At 41.6% G+C, this 19,863-nt stretch carries 19 protein-coding genes and 1 pseudogene; 10 read left to right on the forward strand and 10 right to left on the reverse strand.

Annotation, left to right across the window (positions count from 1 at the left end):
- The first annotated feature begins 457 nt into the window (after positions 1-457).
- A complete protein-coding gene (locus ACKTT2_RS47940) occupies positions 458-784 on the forward strand; it encodes an RpnC/YadD family protein (RefSeq protein ID WP_407900290.1) in 327 nt (108 codons plus the stop codon).
- A 67-nt stretch (positions 785-851) separates the two neighbouring features.
- On the opposite strand, the pseudogene ACKTT2_RS47945 reads toward ACKTT2_RS47940, so the two are convergent.
- The 5 genes and pseudogenes from ACKTT2_RS47945 to ACKTT2_RS47965 form a co-directional block, all read right to left on the reverse strand.
- Positions 852-947, reverse strand: a pseudogene (locus tag ACKTT2_RS47945) (hypothetical protein); the annotation flags it as partial.
- Positions 932-1,207, reverse strand: a complete 276-nt coding sequence (locus ACKTT2_RS47950; RefSeq protein WP_407900110.1) for an effector-associated domain EAD1-containing protein — start codon at positions 1,205-1,207, stop codon at positions 932-934. The pseudogene ACKTT2_RS47945 and the gene ACKTT2_RS47950, both read right to left, overlap by 16 nt.
- Positions 1,208-1,411: 204 nt before the next feature.
- On the reverse strand, positions 1,412-1,864 hold the full coding sequence (locus tag ACKTT2_RS47955; RefSeq protein WP_407900112.1) for a clan AA aspartic protease: 453 nt from the start codon (positions 1,862-1,864) through the stop codon (positions 1,412-1,414).
- A 201-nt stretch (positions 1,865-2,065) separates the two neighbouring features.
- Positions 2,066-3,607, reverse strand: coding sequence for a tetratricopeptide repeat protein (locus ACKTT2_RS47960; protein WP_407900114.1), 1,542 nt, complete (start codon positions 3,605-3,607; stop codon positions 2,066-2,068).
- On the reverse strand, positions 3,604-5,310 hold the full coding sequence (locus ACKTT2_RS47965; RefSeq protein ID WP_407900116.1) for an ATP-binding protein: 1,707 nt from the start codon (positions 5,308-5,310) through the stop codon (positions 3,604-3,606). The genes ACKTT2_RS47960 and ACKTT2_RS47965 overlap by 4 nt, the downstream gene beginning before the upstream one ends.
- A 277-nt stretch (positions 5,311-5,587) precedes the next feature.
- On the opposite strand from ACKTT2_RS47965, the gene ACKTT2_RS47970 reads away from it, so the two are divergent.
- Positions 5,588-6,181, forward strand: coding sequence for a hypothetical protein (locus tag ACKTT2_RS47970; protein WP_407900118.1), 594 nt, complete (start codon positions 5,588-5,590; stop codon positions 6,179-6,181).
- A 56-nt stretch (positions 6,182-6,237) separates the two neighbouring features.
- Here the strand turns inward: ACKTT2_RS47970 and ACKTT2_RS47975 are convergent, their stop codons facing one another.
- Positions 6,238-6,537: a hypothetical protein gene (locus ACKTT2_RS47975; protein ID WP_407900120.1), complete on the reverse strand. Its 300-nt coding sequence runs from the start codon at positions 6,535-6,537 to the stop codon at positions 6,238-6,240.
- Between the two features lie 302 nt (positions 6,538-6,839).
- Here ACKTT2_RS47975 and ACKTT2_RS47980 point away from each other — a divergent pair, with 302 nt between their 5' ends.
- Positions 6,840-8,189: a serine hydrolase gene (locus ACKTT2_RS47980; protein ID WP_407900122.1), complete on the forward strand. Its 1,350-nt coding sequence runs from the start codon at positions 6,840-6,842 to the stop codon at positions 8,187-8,189.
- 21 nt (positions 8,190-8,210) lie between these two features.
- On the opposite strand, the gene ACKTT2_RS47985 is transcribed toward ACKTT2_RS47980, so the two are convergent.
- Positions 8,211-8,978 carry an alpha/beta fold hydrolase gene (locus ACKTT2_RS47985; RefSeq protein WP_407900124.1) on the reverse strand — a complete coding sequence of 256 codons (768 nt, stop codon included), beginning with the start codon at positions 8,976-8,978 and terminating at the stop codon, positions 8,211-8,213.
- A 329-nt stretch (positions 8,979-9,307) separates the two neighbouring features.
- Here ACKTT2_RS47985 and ACKTT2_RS47990 point away from each other — a divergent pair, with 329 nt between their 5' ends.
- Positions 9,308-9,610, forward strand: a complete 303-nt coding sequence (locus tag ACKTT2_RS47990; RefSeq protein WP_500691436.1) for a type II toxin-antitoxin system RelE/ParE family toxin — start codon at positions 9,308-9,310, stop codon at positions 9,608-9,610.
- 13 nt (positions 9,611-9,623) lie between these two features.
- Positions 9,624-9,926: a HigA family addiction module antitoxin gene (locus ACKTT2_RS47995; RefSeq protein ID WP_407900127.1), complete on the forward strand. Its 303-nt coding sequence runs from the start codon at positions 9,624-9,626 to the stop codon at positions 9,924-9,926.
- A gap of 177 nt (positions 9,927-10,103) precedes the next feature.
- Here the strand turns inward: ACKTT2_RS47995 and ACKTT2_RS48000 are convergent, their stop codons facing one another.
- On the reverse strand, positions 10,104-11,132 hold the full coding sequence (locus ACKTT2_RS48000; RefSeq protein ID WP_407900129.1) for an NAD(P)/FAD-dependent oxidoreductase: 1,029 nt from the start codon (positions 11,130-11,132) through the stop codon (positions 10,104-10,106).
- Complete coding sequence (locus ACKTT2_RS48005) at positions 11,104-13,326, reverse strand: hypothetical protein (RefSeq protein WP_407900131.1); 2,223 nt, start codon at positions 13,324-13,326, stop codon at positions 11,104-11,106. The genes ACKTT2_RS48000 and ACKTT2_RS48005 overlap by 29 nt, the downstream gene beginning before the upstream one ends.
- 552 nt (positions 13,327-13,878) lie before the next feature.
- On the opposite strand from ACKTT2_RS48005, the gene ACKTT2_RS48010 reads away from it, so the two are divergent.
- Complete coding sequence (locus ACKTT2_RS48010) at positions 13,879-14,430, forward strand: 1,2-dihydroxy-3-keto-5-methylthiopentene dioxygenase (protein WP_407900133.1); 552 nt, start codon at positions 13,879-13,881, stop codon at positions 14,428-14,430.
- Between the two features lie 52 nt (positions 14,431-14,482).
- Positions 14,483-15,112, forward strand: a complete 630-nt coding sequence (gene mtnB / locus ACKTT2_RS48015) for a methylthioribulose 1-phosphate dehydratase (RefSeq protein WP_407900135.1) — start codon at positions 14,483-14,485, stop codon at positions 15,110-15,112.
- Between the two features lie 278 nt (positions 15,113-15,390).
- Here the strand turns inward: mtnB and ACKTT2_RS48020 are convergent, their stop codons facing one another.
- Positions 15,391-15,840, reverse strand: a complete 450-nt coding sequence (locus ACKTT2_RS48020) for a hypothetical protein (protein WP_407900137.1) — start codon at positions 15,838-15,840, stop codon at positions 15,391-15,393.
- Positions 15,841-16,273: 433 nt separating this feature from the next.
- Here ACKTT2_RS48020 and ACKTT2_RS48025 point away from each other — a divergent pair, with 433 nt between their 5' ends.
- From ACKTT2_RS48025 to ACKTT2_RS48035, 3 genes are all read left to right on the forward strand, one after another.
- Positions 16,274-16,963, forward strand: a complete 690-nt coding sequence (locus ACKTT2_RS48025) for a cadmium resistance transporter (protein WP_407900139.1) — start codon at positions 16,274-16,276, stop codon at positions 16,961-16,963.
- Between the two features lie 342 nt (positions 16,964-17,305).
- Positions 17,306-17,956 carry a hypothetical protein gene (locus ACKTT2_RS48030; RefSeq protein ID WP_407900141.1) on the forward strand — a complete coding sequence of 217 codons (651 nt, stop codon included), beginning with the start codon at positions 17,306-17,308 and terminating at the stop codon, positions 17,954-17,956.
- 453 nt (positions 17,957-18,409) lie between these two features.
- Positions 18,410-19,858 (forward strand): AAA-like domain-containing protein, encoded by a 1,449-nt coding sequence (locus ACKTT2_RS48035; protein WP_407900143.1) that lies wholly within the window; start codon positions 18,410-18,412, stop codon positions 19,856-19,858.
- Positions 19,859-19,863 lie beyond the last annotated feature (5 nt).

Consider the following 19,863-nt stretch of genomic DNA (forward strand, 5'->3'; position numbering starts at 1 on the left):
GGGGGTAGAGTAGCAACACTCCCCTCAACTCTACCTCTCGGTATCTACCCTATACAAGATGCTGCTAGGAAATCGGGTTTGGCGATCGTTGATTGGGTGGCAAAGGTTTTGTCTGAGGCTGCTTCTCAATAACTCAGTGTATACTGCTGATTCTATTAAATTTAGCGCTCTCCAAAATTCTTCTCCTATTTGATAAGCTTTGCGAGCAAGCCGCTTAATTGTGTTTACCTGGAAGCGTTATATATAAGAGTTAAACTTCTAAATTTAAAATAAAAATTTGGTAGATTCACACTAAAACACCCTAGAGTGAATTCTACTTGTTCAGTCCATGAAAGCTAGCCAAATGCTTGCCTAACAAGTGAACTCAATACTAGATTTTCTTAGCCAATATCATTTCGTAAAAGTAAAATGACCGAAGTCAGAGCCAATTATGATAAATCCTGGAAGGAAGCTTTAAATGAATATGCGTGAAGACTTCTTAGCCTTCTTCTTTCCCGCCGCACACAGCGCCATTAATTGGACACAAACCCCTCAATCTCTTGATAAAGAACTACAAAATATTACGGCTGGAGCAGAAACAGGAGATGGCATAGCCGATAAGCTTTATAAAGTTATGTTGTTAGACAAAAAAGAAGCGTGGATTTTAATTCACGTTGAGGTGCAAAGTTATTATGATGTGTACTTGTCCAAGCGGATATACACTTATAATTACCCTGCTGGGGATACGATGCAGCAATCAGTTCCTCAACCCATCCCTCAGCTTCTGCTGTTTCAATCAAATTAACAATATCTATTTCATTTATTTCGCTTTCACTTTTATCCATTTGTTTGTATAAATCATCAGCCTGTCTCTGAAGTCGAAGGCGCTTAACTTCATCGTTTTCTCTATCTATTTGCTCAGTAACTGCATTATATTCCTCGCTAAGGTTAGCTAAACGCTTCTCCAAACTTTCTTTTTTGATAGCAGCAATTTTGAGTTTCCAGAATTTAACTCACGAGCACCTCTAATCAATTTCTCCACCCACTCCTCAGACTCTGCTGTAGCAATCAATTGATAAACAATGTCTGTTAAGTAATTTCCTCCAGCGATCGCATTGAGCTTTTTGTCAAGCTTATAATCTAACATTTGTTCGAGTTTATTCTTATCCGGAAACGCGCTAATCAAAGCATCTTTTAGTTGTTCGCGTTGTTTATTAGTTAATTCCATGCACTTTTCCTACTCAAATAACTTAAAAAACATTAAGATTTTTTTTAAATTTTGAGCGAACATAATTTGCTAAGGCTTCACAGACATCCTCTAAGTACTTTATAAAGTTATTAGCTATTAACTTATGTACTTTAATTCTATTTTGACAAGTAACCCGACACTGTATCATCCGTGAGACAGAATATAAATTTAGCCATAGCAAAACTAAATTCTAAATACAGGATATTCAGGATGTTCTGGATTTGGAATCAACCTCTGATTCTTGCAATCGACGTGCAAATCTAAAGTTTCCAATACTGTTTGACCGATTAACACTTCATCACCTGAGACTAAAGTAGCTTCTGTTGTTTCACGTCCCTCGATCTCAATAATCACAGGTTCAGTCAATCCAACTGGTTCTTGTCTTCCATCAGCATACTTTGCTATCTGCTGAGAGCGAATCTTCAAACCGAGCTTTTCCACTATTTCTATCGGTAACACAGTCCGTACAGCACCAGTATCTACAAGCGCTTGTGTCTCAAACACGCGCAACTGATTCGGATTTAATAATCCACGCTCAACTAAAATTTCATCGACAGCATTTGTGAGCTTAACTTGCACTCTAACTTCTCCCATATCCCTACTAACTATACGATTGGAACGATTGAAATCTAGCATGACTAATACCTTACTACTTGCAATCCCCTGTTTCTATTGTAAATAATGTTTTCTTGGAGAATTCTGATACCGCATCAGAACTATTGCAGTTTTCACTTGAATGAATTACAAATTTATTTGCGTTCGTCCGCTACAGGCTGCGGTACCATAACTTTTTTATGTATTGCACCCAATTGAAACTCACTATAATACAGTCAAGTACTAAACGGGGATCGCCAAAAGCCTCCGAAAAAATCGAAAAGTTTCCTCAAGGGTTCTCTCTAAGATTAAGCGACTGTTAGCACTCGTCCATGGAGGTAAAATGAGTAAACTCTGCATGACCAACCACAAGCTGTGAAAATATCGATCTTGATGAAAATAAATATTTGCCAAACACGCTAACTCTCGCCCTTTCGCTTCTTTGGGATCGGTTTCACAGGGAATCCCTTGAGCTTGCTGCAAGTACTCAATAGCTAGATCGGGTTGTTTCAAGCAACCATAGCAATAACAGAGATTAAACAGTATACCTGCTTCTGTGGTTCGGTTTGCGATAAGCCTGGTACGGCTTGCGCCAAGGGCGATAAGCTGGGTACAGCTTGCGCTTCGCGACGCACGACTTATTTCTAAAGCTTGCTGATAGTATTTCAGAGCAACTTGATATTGTTTTATATCAGTATAAACAGAACCTAAAGCTCCTAATGCCGATGCTTCTGTCGCTTTTGAAGATGTTTCGCGAGCAAAGTTGAGAGTTGCACTTAAGTATTCAATGGCAAGTTGAGGCTGCTTTATAAGATTGTAGGCATTGCCCAGATAGTATGAGGCTAAATATCTTTGACATTGGTTGCCAATTTGAGTGCTAATTGTTAATTGCTGCTGTAAGTACTCAATTGCTAACTTATATTTTCCTCTAGATAAATACGTCCCTCCCATCCATCCCAAAACTAGCGCTGACAGTTCTCCATCATCAATCGATTGTGCGATCGCTAACGCTTGCTGACAATATTTTATCCCACGACGATAATGTCCTCTTAAAATACAATAAGCACCCAGTCCACCCAGAGCTTGTCCTTCCTCTCTGCTAGCTCTAACTTCACGAGCAATAGCTAGCTGCTCTTGAAGGCAATTTAGTACAGTCTGATGCTGTCCTAATAAGGAATAAACACTTACCAATCCACCAAACGCCTGTGCTTCTACTTGTCGGTTACCAATTTTATGTGCCAGTTCTAACTGTTGCTTGTAGCAGCTCATTGCTTGGGGGACTCGATCTAAGTAAGCATAAGCACGACCCAAACCTTGCAGGCAAAAACAGTCTACCTCAGAATCGAGCTTACCGAGAAGGCGACTAAAAAGTTCTATTTGTTCCGAATAGTAGCCCCAACTCCTGAGTTGTTCGTACAGTTGTTTAGCATCAGCAGTCTTCGTTGGTGTAAAGAGTATTTGGTAAGCGGATCGCCATGCAGAGATTTCACACAAATGATGGAAGGCTTCTAAATAACCGCGTACTTGTTCTAAGCGAGAAGTTTCAGGTTCTGGGCTATAGACATTTAACCAATAGAAAGCGGCTTTAAGGTGAGATACCTCTAAAGCGTTTAATTTTCTAAGGACTGGTATTGATGAATCTTGAGTTTGAGGGAGTTCAACCCGCTCAACTTGAGTGTTCGGTGACGCGAGTTGTAATTCCCCCTTTGAATTGCAACAAATATGCAAAAGTTCTGATGAAGTCAGCTTCTGTAGTTCTACTGGTTTACCAAACTCATGACTCACAACGGTAACACCTCTACTTCTAACTGAGCTAAGCGATCTAATGCCACTCGACGAATGAGGCTGTGCAACCGATACAAAACTTTACGCTCGGTATATTCTTCTTCTAAAAGAAAACGTCGTTGAAGTGATTGAAAAGCAGAAGCTTGTGCTTCATGAGAGTGTTCGGAAATCATAAGCAACCATGCAGAACGCTCAACCGCACGTCTATAAACAGCTCCTTGGCAAAGCATCAAACAAGCTAATGGTTCCGCTTTATACAATCGGGTAAAAGTACGGTCTATCCGTTTTTTGACTAAATCTGTTAAGCCGATACTGTAGCGATCGAGTCGAGGTTTATCTTCCCTCGATCTTTCTTCTGTAACATCTTTCATGCTTTCTACAGCTGTAATTTCATCACCGTAATCATACCAGTATGCTCGAACATCTCCATTATAGGGTGGCATACGGATTTCACCAGCAATGACTCGTAATGCTAAAGGATGTCCTTCGTAAACGCGAATAATTCGCTTGAGATTTTCTAAATCTACTTCTTCAAGGATATGTACATCCCAAGTCTCGAACAATTCAAGAGCTTCTGTTTCTTCCAATCCCTTGAGTCGTTCTATATGTGCTCGTGATGGGTAGCGTCCTTCTGCGATCGCTGGAGGTAAATCTTGAGAAGTCAAAATGATTCGACTAAGCATTTGTTGGGCTTTAACAATTTGCTCGAAGAATTTTGTGAAGAGTGGCTCGCTAAATTGATGACTTCCTTCACCATCTGACTCTAAAACCTCCTCAAGCATATCTAAAATGAGCAAACAGGGTTGCGAGCGCAACTTATCGACTACAGCCTGAACTAACAAATCGGGTTCCTTTTGTAGCTGTTCTTCTTGTGCTATTCTTTCTCCCAAAAGTTGACGTGCTATTTCCCAAAAATTAGATAAAGTGCGATCCAGGTTAACAGTGTATGATTCTTGAAATTTAATAGCGAGCGACGGTTCTACAGTTAGACGCATTGCAAGAGATGTTTTTCCAATACCAGTCATCCCAACAATGGATAAAATTCGACCATCTTCTTGCAACTGATGTTCTAGCTTAGCAACTAATGCATTGCGTCCTACCCACCGAATTGTATCAAAACCAATCGGAATTATTGACTGGGAATTAGATTTTGAGGAATGAGACGCACTTGATGGAAGTTTCGTAGAATTTTCCAAACCTTGTTCCATGCATTCATCAAAGGAGCGATCGAGCAATAGATGACACAATCCATCAACTAACCAATGTTCGCATGAGTTGCGTTCCTCATTAGTTAAAAAATTTCTGAGTGTTTGATGTCGGGGAGGATCTGAATCGTTGAGATGTTTTCCCCAAGCCACAGCAAATTCTCCCCAAGCAATCTCTCCTTGCACCTTAAATTGTTGATAAAATTTATTATGAAGCTCCTGTTTTAACGATAGAGGTATTTGTTTTAGGCTGTTATCTCTATAAGGTCGGTGAAGCAATAGCTGACAAACACCATTAATTATCCAGTAAACGCAAGTGCTTTGTGTTTGTGAGTACAAAATATTCTCAATATCAGCTTCTAAAGGAGATTTACCTAAAGCATCAGCTTGCTGAGTCCACCTCAGCAAAAAATCCTCAGTTGACTTGAACTGTTGCTGAAATGACGACTTTAGCTTTCGTCGCAAAGATGGTGTTACAGGAACTAAGCGATCGTTCATATTGATTTTCAAGCAGACTCTAATCCTAGTGGTACATCGCATTAGGGACTTCCAAATAAAAAATATCCAACCGTCTCTTGTAGTACGGGCGTCCCTGCCCGTCTTACATTAGTGGCAGAGAATCTGAGCAACATTACTCTTAGAAGACACAGATGATTACCAAGTTGTTTTTCAATTGATCTCAAATCGATCTCAAATAAAGCACAAGCACTATTCTAACGAGCTTACATAAAAAATATATTACCTGTACGTATGTATTACCAAGAGGAGTGTGTAAATGAAGAGAGTACCACTACTAAGTTTTAGTGCTTGCCTAGCAATTCTAGGTGCTAGTTTAAGTAATACGCAATACACATCAGCCGAAACAGCATCTATTTTTACACCAATCTTAAACGATCTCCGTAACCAGCTACCCCAGGGTACAGAAATACGTTTACCATCTACCCTTCCTACCATGAATTGGTCGCTCATTTCAAAAGCATTCTCCGAGCTACCTGTTGATGGCAAAATTTATCCCTATGTTGGTTCCACCAAAGAAGCCACTGAAGTTCGATTGGCTTTAACACCAAACTGTGAGTCTTCTCCTAAACCTAACCAATGTACCATTGGAGGCATTGGCGTCTTTAAAAGTCGCAAGCCAAAATATTGGCCTCCAAAAGGAGAGAATCTCACACCAGTAGATTTAGGTCATGGAATTCGAGGCTTTTACCTGACCAGAGGTAGCGGGCATAATACTCTCAGGTATGTTTTCTGGAAACAAAATGGATTGGAATTTGTATTGGGAACTGCTGCTTTCGCAATGTCTCAACAGCAATTGATAGACACTGCTATTTCAGCAGCTAATGAAGCCCCCATTACAAGCGCAAATTAAAGTAGAGTTGCTCAGTACAAAGCGATCTCATTTTGCGATTGTATGGTGATTGGCAGTTAGGGGTGAGGATCTATACGACTAATTCCTAGGGACAGTAGCTTGTGTCTGACATCCTCTAATGAGATGCCACAAAAATAATATTTTCTGTCCCGAAGATTGGCTAGGTAATAGCCTGCCTTTCCTCCATTGATTTGGAAGAGGGCAATTAGTAACTCATCACTGCTAACACCATATTCTTCTCCTGGCAAGCCAATAGAGCTATTGAGACCGCAAAGTTTTGCAGTTTTGATAAACCACCTGCCGTTTTCACACCTAATAACTCGGTAATAATTGGGGTAAACAATTGTTGTGCTCATAATTGTTAAACTGGGAGTAGGTAAGCCCCCAAGGACTAGTTGGGGGCTTTATGCTAGTTAGTTACGTTTGGGATTGGATGAACCATCATCATTTTCATCCGTCTTTTCCGGTTGAATTTCTTCCGGAAGTTGTGGAATAAAAAGAAGTTCGCTTTCGTCAGTCTCCGCGTTGGTCATGAAGAAGTGATGGCGAAACTTCATGCACGTCATCAGGCGGCTTTAGCTAACGGTTGAGCCATGAGTCGTCATAGCAAAAACATCCTCAGAGATATAATATTTAACTCATACCTTGGTGAGTCTTTATGAGTGGGCAAACAAACCAATCAAAGTTAAGTAACCAAGCCATTGCAGATGACATGGTTGCCTACCTGCAAGCTTATCTGGAAACTGGCTACTTCATGGGTTCTGTACTCGTTGCTCGTGGAAGTGAAATTCTGCTGAATCAAGGTTATGGTATGGCAAATTTGGAACACGGAGTTAAGAACGCACCTCACACCAAATTCTGTATAGGTTCCGTTACCAAACAGTTCACTGCAACGGCAATACTGCAACTTCAGCAACAAGGTTTGCTGAATGTCAATCAGGCAATTTCAACCTATTTGCCTGATTACCCAAAGGGAGAGCAAATTACCGTTCACCACTTACTCAATCATACGGCAGGTATTCCCAACTACACTGATGTACTTGAAAATCCACACCTAAGAGTGACCCTGGATGAGGTAATTACTTGGTTTAGTGATAAACCCTTAGAATTTACACCAGGCGATCGCTTTAAATACTGCAATTCTGGTTATGTGTTACTCACCAAAATTATTGAGACGATTTCTGGTCAATCCTATGCGAATTACCTACAAAACCAACTGTTTGAGCCGCTAGGAATGACTGCTTCGGGATACGAACAGCGTGAGTTAATTTTGCCGTACCGCGCTTCAGGTTACACCATTACTGAAACAGGGTATCAAAATGCATCTTTTTGGGATCAGTCACAGGGGTCTGGAGCGGGTGCAATGTACTCTACTACTGAAGACCTCTACAAGTGGGAACGCTCCTTTTATACAGATGCTGTTCTGAACGAAGTCTCTAAAAAAGCTATGTTTGCGTCTACAATTTTGACTAGTTCGTCAGGCTCAAAAAGCTACTACGGTTATGGATGGTATATCGATACTTATTGCGGACGCGATCGCCATTTTCATGCCGGAGGATTTAGTGGCTTCCGCGCTATAATCGCCAGATATCCAAGCGAACAATTGTTAGTCATTGCACTTAGCAATATTACAGGAACATCCATCGAGCTCATCGCTCAGGATTTAGCTACGATTGTTTTTGGCGAACCTTATGAACTTCCCAAGCAACGGCGAGCGATAGAACTGGACGTTAATTCTACTGTCTATGATGCCTACGTGGGAGAGTACGAACTTGAACCAGGACTAGTTGCGACTGTAACAAACCGATCCAAACGCTTCTTTATCCAGATTACTGGACAGAAACAGGTGGAAATATTTCCTGAATCATTGTCAGAATTTTTTGTCAAGATCGTAGATGCCCGAATTACATTCATTTTAGATGGAATGAATAAAGCCCAGCGTCTGATTATCCATCGAAACGGGAACGATAGCGTAGCAACCAGAGTCGATGTCAATTACACCAAGTAGAAACGTTGTCACACAAACCAATCATAATTTCGACTCACCAAGAAACTCTCTAATAATACTAGAAACCTCCAATGAATGAGTCAGAGTCGGCATATGGTCTGCACCTTCAATGTGGGCAAAGCGAATGTCAGGAACTTGTTTGAATAAATCTGCAATGCGGAAACAATCCTCACTATCTTGAGTACCTATAATAAATAGGGTTTTGACTCTTAGCTCATTCAATGGAGGAATGGCAGGTAATTCCCCCCAAACTTGCAGATTCTTCCATAGATGCTGCCATTCAAGCCCTCGGAGTGTGTTGTGCTTTGTCATCTCCACCATGCGATCGCGTTGCGGACTTGTCATCACCACTTGGTAACTGGGTAACTCCAAACTGAGTTGTGCCATTTTCTCGACATTTGGAGCCACAGATTGAATCTCCTCAAACCTCTGAACCAATTCGGGTGAAAACTGGTATCCTGTCAGCCCAGGACCAATCAGAACTAGTTTCGATACTCGTTGCGGATATGTAAGAGCGAAATCGGTAGCAATCCGTCCGCCAATTGAATGCCCTACCAAAACTGTGTTATCGATATCAAGAAAATCGAGAAGATTTTTCAAATCCTCAACGTAATCACCGAACTCAATCGGTGATGGCGATTGTCCTGCACCTCGACCATCGTAAGCTATGCATCTGTAAGATTTAGCCAAAGAAGGAGCAATAAATTCCCAATCTCGCAAATCAGCTCCACCACTGTCAAGGAAGACAATCGGCTCGCCGTTTCCTTGAACAACGTAATGTAAATCCATTTTTTTGTCCTCTATCATTATTTGATGACAGGGCTGTTTTTGCTTTTACGTTATTGTTGCTACTCTTATTCTATTTATGACTGAATGTAAAGTCAATGAAAAATAGAAAAAGTTTCTAGAAGCGAGAAAGCGTTCGCACCAGTACGTATAGAGACATGAGGTATACGATACAGCTTTAGCCGTAATCGCTCGCTTATATTTCATCCGCGTGCATCCGCGTGCATCTGCGGTTCATTATTCTTACTACCTAGGTAACTTAGCGTACATCGTGCTGAAGATACAAATATTCGTAACATAGCTTTTTTTGGTAGCATGATAACCGTGTCATTATGCTAATTATGATAATATCATTTAAAGACCAAGGAACGGAAGATATTTTTGATGGAAATGACTCCAAAGAAGCTCGCAAGCAATGTCCTACAAACTTGTGGGAAGTTGCACGCAGAAAATTAGACCAACTCAATGCAGCATCATCTCTAGATGATATTAAAGTTCCACTAGGTAATAGGTTAGAACCGCTAAAAGGTGAACGTAAGAGTCAGCATAGTATTCGGATTAATGACCAATATCGAATTTGTTTTATATGGACACTTGAAGGCGCATCGGAAGTTGAAATAGTCGATTATCATTAGGAGACAAAAATTAATGAAAGTTCCCAAGTATAGACCTCCATCCCATCCAGGTGAAATATTACTTAAAGATTTTCTCGAGCCAATGGGAATAACTCAGCGACAGCTAGCAGATGCGCTTCACGTTCCCTATCAACGAATCAATGAGTTGATAAATCAGAAGCGTGGTGTTACACCAAGTACCGCGCTACGGTTGTCCAAGTTTTTTGGAAATAGTTCTAGTTTTTGGTTAAATCTCCAGCAAAATTGGGAAATATACCACATTCTCCAAGAAGAAGAAGAGGAATTAAAAGCTATTTCGCAATTTAAAGCGGTTTAAGTAAGCTGTCACAATTAAAGTGAACTAGTCAGGAGCGTCATTGGTCAAAAGTCCTTGGTCATTTGTAAGAGTTTTAGTGTATTTACATACCTTTACAATACATTCAGTACAAACTATATTTCCCGACGTAAATTTCATCCGCGTGTATCTGCGTGTATCTGCGGTTCATTATTCTTACTATCTAGGTAACTTATCGTACATCGTGCTGAGCTTATCCACATCATGACGAAACCAATTATCCAGCCATTGACAGTATTCCCGAATCGCATGAATCTCGCTGAGATTATCCAACAACTGTGCAGTTATTAAATGCCCAGCCCACATACCAGACATGATAGCTTTCAACACCCCATGACTAGATGCAGGATCGAGAACCGCCGCCGCATCCCCAACAATAAAATAGCCAAGCCCAGCAGGTTGAGAAACAATTCGCCAAGTCACCTCAGCCGCATGCATTCTCTTATGAATTTTGAGACCATGAAACTCCTCTGGAAGCCAGTCTTTTTTGACTTTCTCACCAACTAACGACAGCCGCGTCCATTGGTAGAAACCCGATCGCACTCTAGCCGTCCAAGTCCAACCATCAGAATCAGCCACAATCGCCGGAGAACCATCTCGTTTTGGACACTCTCCCGTGACATAACCGTAATAAGCAATCAGACGAGGAGAGTGTTGGTGAATTTTTAACCCCAATTGTCGAGCCAACAAATGATGGTTACCACTAGCATCAACCACCTTAGATGCTCTCAAAATTCCTTGAGACGTTTCAACACCAACAACTCTGCCCTCCTCCACAAGTACCTGAATAGCACGACAGGGTTGCATAACAGTAACTCCAACAGCTTTTGCCCGTTCCAGCAAAATGCTATCAAAATCGGCTCTCCATGCTTGAAACCCCAACCATGCTCCCGATTCGTCTTCGCCAAAAGGAATAAACTGGAGTTCTGCATCCCACTGCACCCAGTTTCCACTGTGGCGGACAAAATTAGCAGCTAAGACTGACTCAGCCGCACCTAATTGCTCGAGGAGTGGTTCGATACCGGGATGCAGTGTTTCACCAGGATGCGATCGCGGAAAAGGTTTTGCTTCAATTAGGGCAACCTGTAAGCCCTTTTGAGCGCACCAAATAGCGGTAGCAGAACCACCAGGTCCGCTACCTACTACAACAACATCAAAACTAGACACGTCTGCTAGACCAGTTACCATTGCCACGTTTTAACAGGATATTGATAGGTGTTACAAACAAAGTCACCGTTTCTGTAAATTCAACGAGACGTTTGCGAACATCCTCTGAACTTAAAACAGAATTGCCCGGTCGGTAAATCTCAAACCTATAGATAGTACCACTGAGTGTAGTTCCGGTTTGAGTTTGTGCCTGTCTCAATTCTGCATCGGTTGAAACGACTTCACGGAAAGAGAACACGCTCCATTGACCCCTTGCTTGAAGAGTATTCAGCCCCAAGACACGGTAAACATTTGCCATTGCCAAAACTCTAGCTTCATATTCCCGTACATCCACTTGACCTGTAAGGGATATGGAGAATTTCTTCTGTAAAGTATTATCAACATAATCCGCATGGGCAAAATCTGGATATTCTATAAAGTTTCTACCATTCCTTGTCACCTTACGCGGACCAGCTATACCATCCCAAGATTGGTTACCGACCTGACCAATTTCTTCATCTGTCAGGGGGCTAACGGTTGGCCAAGTGGGACTTGGTTGGAAAGTTCGAGCCGCATCGGGAGCCACTGCAGGCCAAAATGTACTGAGTGCAGCACAAAGTTTTGCATCTTCTGGGAAAGGGCTACCCAAACCGTAGGATGCCAAGTGATTCACACCTTCAGCAGTGGTATCGGTACTGATATCCCAGCCAGGAGCAAAGACACCAGCAGCTGCATCAGGCAAATATGCGTGCCGCATTGTTGGGGAACCACTTAATGGCATTTGTCGCACCGAGCCAGTTACAGGTGGCGAGACAATTGCAGTCACAGTTTTATCTTCTGGGCGAAAGTTTGCATCTTTTAACTGAAGATTAGGAGCCAAACGCATATCAGATAAAGTGTCTGGTGGAACTCGCCAAAGATTGTTTCTTAGTGCAGTAGGAACTGATTGTTCAGTCCATTCTAAAAGTTCTCTTTGGTCGCAATTGGGGAAGAAATCTGGCGCTGTGACTAAAGAATAAGCAGGGATGCGACGAGGGATTGCTACTGCCAATTCGGGACAGATAGCCTCAACCGAACCATCACCTGTAAAGTCTACATAGTGTTGAGCATCGTACCCACCTGCTCGGACGACACGTTCTACATCTTGGCGATCGTTCAAATTTTCTATTTGACCATTGGACAAAACTCTATGACGAGCATGGACATATTCGGGAGCGTGTCTTGCATCTCCATCAGCAGGAATTTCCAAGCTAGAGGAAAGAGTAGCACTATTCTCTGGAACTCTAAAAGTGAGTGGTTTATCTTTATATCTTGCAGCTTGAATAAGATTTGGGTGAACAACCGGAACTAAAAGCCCATCGCCAAACTCAGATTTGGTTGATAGTTCAGCAATACCTTCAGAAAAAATGAAGGGTGGATTGCTGATGTCTGGCTCGCCCCAGCCCGTACCTTTTAAGGATAGGTGAACTCGTCGAAGTTTTTGATTGATGTGACGAGAAAGCAGACTCACCTGCAAGTTCAAATTGCGAATACACTCCGTACCATCAAAAAGCTTGTGAAGAGGAACCCAAAATAATCTGCTGTCATCTCCTGTTTGAAAACGCATGGGACCGAAAGCATTCAGATTGCCTTGGCGTTGTACTGCAATATAGGCAGAATAACGAGCGGGTAAAACGCGGAGACTTGTGGGATCGGACTCAACAAAGGGTATAAATCCTCGTGCTTTGGCATCGTATAGTGGTTCAGCCGTTCCTACTCTAGTAACACCTGTGCGTGAGAAACACAAATCCGCGTGTTTGCGGTGAACGGTTTCTGCACCAGGGCGATACTCTGAAGCGAAGACAACGATCGCCAAAGGTTGGTTTTGAGCGCGAACTCGTAAATCTTGTAAGGATGGAGGTTGTACGCCGTAAACAAAGTTTTCAATAATTTCGAGTTCGGCGAGAGTTGGGTATGCGTTAGAATTTGTACTTTGAGTACTTAGAACAACATTGGGTGAAGCGAAGGCATGAAAGAGCAAACTCCGAGATGGATTTCCTGCTTCTACTCCGCGTTTGCCTTCAAAAGCAAAATCTTCAAATCCAGGAATCTGACGCTTGATAGCTGGTAATTCTTTTGTTAGTTCCTGCTTGAGGTTAGTTGCAGTGATATCTAATCCGTGCTGTAGCAACAGATCTCGCCATCCTAGAGGAGCTAGGCGATCGCAAACCCGTTTGACTTCATCAATTAAGGACATGAATAATCAATTACCTTGTCTTACAGTTATGTGTGAGGGATTGGGGACAAGTGATTGGGGATTGAGAATTAATTTCCCAGTCCCTATTCCCCAATCCCCATACCTATAAGAAATTCAAGCCTTCCTAGCAGAATTACGTAAAATTTCACTAAATTTTTTAAAAATTGTGTTTCAATCTAGGGACTTCCAAATAAAAAAATATACAACTTTCTCTTGTGGTGCGGAGAGCAGCGCCCTGCGGGGGTTTCCCCCCAACCCCAGAGGGGACCCCAAAGCCCCCCGTTGAGGCGACTGCGGAGGTCCCGCCCGCTACCAGTATAAAACGGGCGAGGACGCCTGTTCCACAAGATGGATAATTTATTTCTTGGAAATCCCCTAATACCAAATCAAAAAGTGTTCGTAACGGATCGGTGTAGGAGCGCAATGCCTTACGTCCCCACAAAATCTGTGCGTCGCATTCTTTTTCAAAATGGTATAATTACTTTACAAATTAAACTACACTAAATCTATAAAAATACAGTATAATTTATGCTCTGCTTTAAGAGGTGACATATGGCTATTCTAAAATTAGAAGATGGATCGCAACACACTGATTTAAATAAAATCACACAAGAACTCGCACCTTTGAACATTCAACTGAATCGCTGGACAGTGGGAGATGATGGACAGTTGCACCAGCTGTTAGCACAAGATAGCCTGAACGAAGATGAAAAAGAACAAGTCTTAACATCGTTAGATAGCTACTTCAAGCAACTCCAGCAAACAACAGGTTATCAAACACGCGACCTAATCGTTTTGCATCCTGGAATTCCAAACCTTGATGTTATGCTGTCAAAATTTGACAAGATACACACTCATGCAGAAAACGAAGTACGATACATTATTGATGGAGAAGGCATTTTTGGCTTTGTACGACCAGATGGCAGCCAGGTAGAACTGACAGTACAATCAGAAGAGTATATTAACGTCCCAGTAGGAACCGAACATTGGTTTTATTTGACTCCAGCAAAGCGGATTAAAGCAGTGCGTTATTTTACTGGAACAGAAGGTTGGACGCCTGAGTATACAGGTACAGAGATTCGTACCAATAAAGTAGCTGCTTGAGAAGTAACCAGTGACCAGTGACCAGTGACCAGTGACCAGTGACCAATAACAAATGACAAATGACAAACATCTTACTGAACTTATTGCTAATGCCTGTCATTTTTATCATCAAGGATGGATGATAGGAACTGCTGGTAATCTTTCAGCAAGGTTACCTAATGGTAGTTTCTGGATTACAGCTAGTGGATGTTCCAAAGGAGAATTATCACCTAGCGATTTTGTTCGCATCAGTCCACAAGGTCAAGTGGAGCAAACCTCTCCTAGTTTGAAGCCTTCAGCCGAGACAGCAATTCATCAAGTTATCTATAAATTGTTTCCTGATGCGACTAGTTGCTATCACGTCCATTCAGTTGAAGCTAATTTGGTTTCTCGCTTTGTACAAGGAGATAGTTTACCCCTTCCACCATTAGAAATGCTTAAAGGTTTAGGAGTTTGGGAAGAAAACCCTAAATGCAGTCTCCCCATATTTGCCAATCACTTACAAGTTACCAGGATTGCGGCTGACATTGAAGAGCGCTTTACAAAGTCTCCACCTGACGTACCAGCTTTGCTGATTCGCGATCATGGAATTACCGTTTGGGCAACTTCTCCCGAAACTGCTCGCAATTATATAGAGTTAGTTGAATATATTTTCCGCTATCTAGTAGCAGCAAGGCGTACAGGGATTGAAGAATTTGGTTAGTGGTTAGTTGGTAGAAGCGGTATCACCCCCATTGACTAGCTGTATCCTTTTTCAAGTTTTGGATTATAGTGGTTTTCAATTGGATGCAATACATAAAAAAGTTATGGAACCGCAGCCCGTAGCAGCCCGTAGCAGATAAATCTGTACTTCATTCAAGTGAGAACCCTCCCCTTGGAAAGAGGAGGGTTAGGGTGGGGTAAAGCTGGCGAAAAAACTCCCATTTATGAGACTTTAGACTCGTACATACACCGTAGCCTATGAGTGGGGACGTTTAACTTCTACTTGCTAAAAGCATCCTTGACGCTCTCAACAGCACGCTCAACCACATTCTTTTCGGTTTCTAGTACTTTCTCAGTCCGATTTGCATCTTCCTCTGCTCTTTTCGCTATTCGAGCAGCATCTTTGTTAGCTTTGCGCTGAATAAAATTGCCATCGTTATCTGTTGCGTCCTCAACTCGGTCAGCATTTTTCCTTGCAGTTTCCTTAAGACTCTCTTTGGTATCTCGAATGAAATTCTTGGTTCGTCCAGTATCTTCACTGACTTTTCCTTGAACTTTTGAGCCTAAATCTGCCTCAGCTATCAAGCTTGCAACAGGAGCAGCCATTGCTGTATTTTTAGCGAAAAACGCACCTTGCCAAACGAAAGCGATCGCTGACACGCAAAACAAAGCTGTAGCTAGGAAGCGTCCTACATTAGAAAATTGTTTCACCAAATAATTTAACTTCATAGAATAAAGTCCGCAAGTTTGCTTAGCAATCTATTTCTACTTCATCTAACTTGGAAGCCAAATCGTTCCTCAGACAGAGGTTCTCCCGTCATAAGTAGTTATGTCGATTCACTCTTTCAGTAGATTGAAGGAATATCGCACAATCTGCTCAATTGCCCCTTGATACCCTTTTACTGGTCACTAGTCACTGGTCACTGCTTACTGGTTGCTGCCTTCAATCACTTTTATTTATCAATTCAACAAAAAAGAACATTTGCTTAGTTTAAAAGAGTTACTTAAAGTGAATATTACAGAGATAAGTTGACGGTTCAAACAACATGATAACTATTCAAGGATTCACAAACTTAAACTCACACAATAACAAGTCTTAATAATACTAAATTCTCAATCTAAAAATCAAAATTCAAAATCTAAAATTCAAGGACTAGCAATAATGAGCACGTTCATCAATGCTGTTCCCTCTGGGATCGCTGCATTTACCGCGACTAATCTTGATGATATTGTCATCCTCACACTACTGTTCTCACAGGTTAATACAGCATTTCGACACCGCCATATTATTGTCGGTCAGTATTTGGGCTTTACAGTTTTGGTTGCTATCAGTCTGTTAGGATTTTTTGGAAGTTTTGTTCTGCCTAGTATCTGGTTGGATGTTTCTGGCTTTATCCCCATTGCTGTAGGTCTAAATCGCTTGGTCAATATAGAAGAGGAAGATACAGACGATGAATTAGAGATACCTTCGTCTCCATCCTCACTTATAAGTGGTTTTCTTTCTCCTCAAACCTATGGTGTAGCAGCTATCACTTTTGCTAATGGTGGTGACAACATCGGTATTTATATGCCATTGTTTGCAAGCAGCAGTTCAGTGAATTTGTTAGCAACTTTAAGTGTGTTCTTTATTCTAGTAGCGGTCTGGTGTTACATAGCCTATCAGTTAACTCATCAAAAAGCGATCGCTACAATACTCATGCGCTATGGTAATTCACTTGTACCATTTCTTTTAATTGGATTAGGTGTATATATTGCATTAGATAGCTTATTGCTAGCAATATTGTCAGTTGTTGTCATGTTCTTTGGTTGGATATTTTTTAATATGTCTCGTCAGCGCGTCACTTCTGCATAACAAGAATTAGTCAATCCCTACATGAGTAGGTGACTATAAATTTTTTTAATCTTCTAACAAAGCTACGCTCGGTTTTAATAAATTCTTTCTATAATTTTGAAAAAATATGGTGTTTGTTGCTATTAAAAGAGGTCAGATATAGTAGACTATACCTCCAAGGATAGTTAACAGTGACTAGTGACCAGAAAGTAGGTAGGGCAATGCCCAACAGCAGGAAGTGGTGGGCAATGCCCACCCTACGTAGATTTCAAAAATCTAATAGGATTCCTATAATAGTCCAGTCAAATAATAAAAGAGCAATAAAAAAAGCTCGGTGTTCTCATAATAAAGAGGAGAAAAATTGTGAAAAGCTTCAAGGCAATTTTGGTGTTTCTGCTACTATTAGTTAACTTAGTTGTTGCTCAGCCTTCTTTTGCAGATCCAATCGCGAAAAAGAGCCCTGAGTATCTTGGGATCAATCAACAGCTCGATCGACTCCTGCAAATCAGAAATGATCCATCTCAAGGTGGTTACACTGCAGAAGACCTACAAAAAAGAATTGCCGACCTGCAATTTCAGAAATATATCCAGGAGAGTACAGAAGATTGGGGCGTTTGCCGCAATGAGACCGGGAAGACAATAGGTGTCTATGCCCATAAGCCAAGCAAATATGGCACTCCCACCAATACCCTCTTTTACTTGGGAGCCGGTCAAAAGACAGATGATGACTGGGACTGCGATGGTATATACCTACCTAACGACGAGAAGGTAGCTGGTATTAACCTTCCTGCTCCTACAGCTTCTGAAGTTGAACAAACAGCAGGACAACAGCCTTTCGTTCTCAAGATTGTAGATGGAACAAAGCTAGTTGCTAGAACTAATCCTATCACTGGTGAAGTTGAATTGAATGCTCCTATTGCTGGAGTCATTGCAGCTGGTGAGCCAAACTGGTCAATTCCCAATCTCTCTCAAGCAGAAGTAAGTTCTCAAGTTCCCAATGCTCCCATTGACTAGAAAGTACACTGCTGTGTCATCAAGCTTCCTCACCTAATAATGTTTCACCTCCTCAATTGAGGGGGTGTGCTCTTAAGGAATTGTACAGTATTTTGCAACTCACTTCTGTGAAGAAGTCTGTGTTCTGAGAGGATGTCTCTCAAAGTATCAAATTTTATTTAGATCCCCCCTAACCCCCCTTAAAAAGGGGGGAAAATACTCTTAAAGTCCTACTTTTTAAGGGGAACCCTTGACTTGTATGCCTTGCAAGCATTTGGGTGCTCGCAATGCAGCTGTATGATACCTCTAGACTTTTTTGTCTCAAAGACCTATAATTCATCACAAAACAAAATTTCAAAATAAAAAATATTACCAAAGACAGAGTAACACTCTTAAATTTAGATAAAACAATTAAAAAAATGTGAAAAATTCGGATAGAGTCATATAACAGTCAACCATTACCGTCTCTAACAGATGAATGTTGATGAGGCATTGGTTGTTCTAGATATATTTCTAGAAAACCGCTTAAACAATCTACAGGAGTTAGTTTTCCGCCAATCTTGGGAAGGACAGACTTACCAGGAAATAGCGGACAGCTCTAGCTATGATGCGAATTATATTAAAGATGTTGGTTCCAAATTATGGAAGTTACTGTCTCAATCTCTCGATGAGGAGGTAACTAAAAGTAATTTTCGTTCGGTCATTAGAAGGCGGGCGGAAAGTTCTGCTATTTATAAGAAATCGCAAAATGCCCAAGCGGTTCTGTTGCATTACCAACAGTTAGCAGATAAAGAGTATCTCGAACTGCCCAGTAGCGATCGCGAAAACTTGGAGCCTTGTATCGGTTACACGCGGCAAGAAGACCAGAAATCTCCAATCCCCGTTCCCGAACGCTTAGATATTCCCAGCGGTCCGGTACCGCTCAATTCCTTCTTTTATATTGAGCGTCCTCCCATTGAAGAACGCGCCTGTGCTGAGATTGCTAAACCGGGAAGTCTAATCCGGATTAAAGCACCCAAGCAGACGGGTAAAACTTCCCTGATGCAGAGAATTCTCACTCATGCCAGACAGACAATAGGCGTACAGACTGTATTGATTAGTTTTCAACTAGCAGACAGTCACGTTTTCACCAGTTTAGATAAATTCTTGCGGTGGTTTTGTGCCAACGCCAGTCGCCAGTTGCACATAGAACCGAGGTTAGATGATTACTGGGATGAAGATATTGGTAGCAAAGTCAGCTGCACGTTGTATTTCCAAGAGTACCTATTGCGGAAAATCGACTGTCCAGTAGTATGCGCTTTGGATGAAGTCAACCGAATTTTTGAGTATCCAGAAATCTCTGGCGATTTTTTACCACTCCTTCGCTCGTGGTATGAGGATGCAGCAGAATTGGAGATTTGGCAAAAACTGCGATTGCTTGTGGTGCATGCGACTGAAGCTTATATCCCTCTAGATATCAATCAATCCCCTTTTAATGTCGGACTGGCAATTAAGTTACCAGAATTTACCTTGTCACAGGTACAAGATTTAGCCATTCGTCACGGCTTGGATTGGGCAAAAGGTGAGGTAGGGGCGCAAACACTGACTCCTCTTGTGGCTATGATTGGCGGTCATCCTTATTTAGTCCGTCTTGCTCTCTACCATTTGGCACGTCAAGACGTGACCCTAGAACAACTCCTGCAAGAAGCACCGACAATTGGCGGTATTTATAGCAATTACCTGCGCCATCATCTCGCCAATCTCCAAGAACATCCCGAATTAGCAACAGCATTTAAACGTGTTTTGACAGCAACTGAAGACGTGCAATTGGAAGCAATTACTGCTTACAAATTAGAAAGCATGGGTTTGGTAAAGCTTGAAGGAAATCATGCAGTGCCTAGCTGCGAGTTGTATCGGCTGTATTTCTGCGAGCAATTGGGCTAGTTTTT

Source organism: Scytonema hankhaensis NUACC26 (assembly GCF_045865695.1).
Lineage (GTDB): Bacteria > Cyanobacteriota > Cyanobacteriia > Cyanobacteriales > Nostocaceae > Scytonema.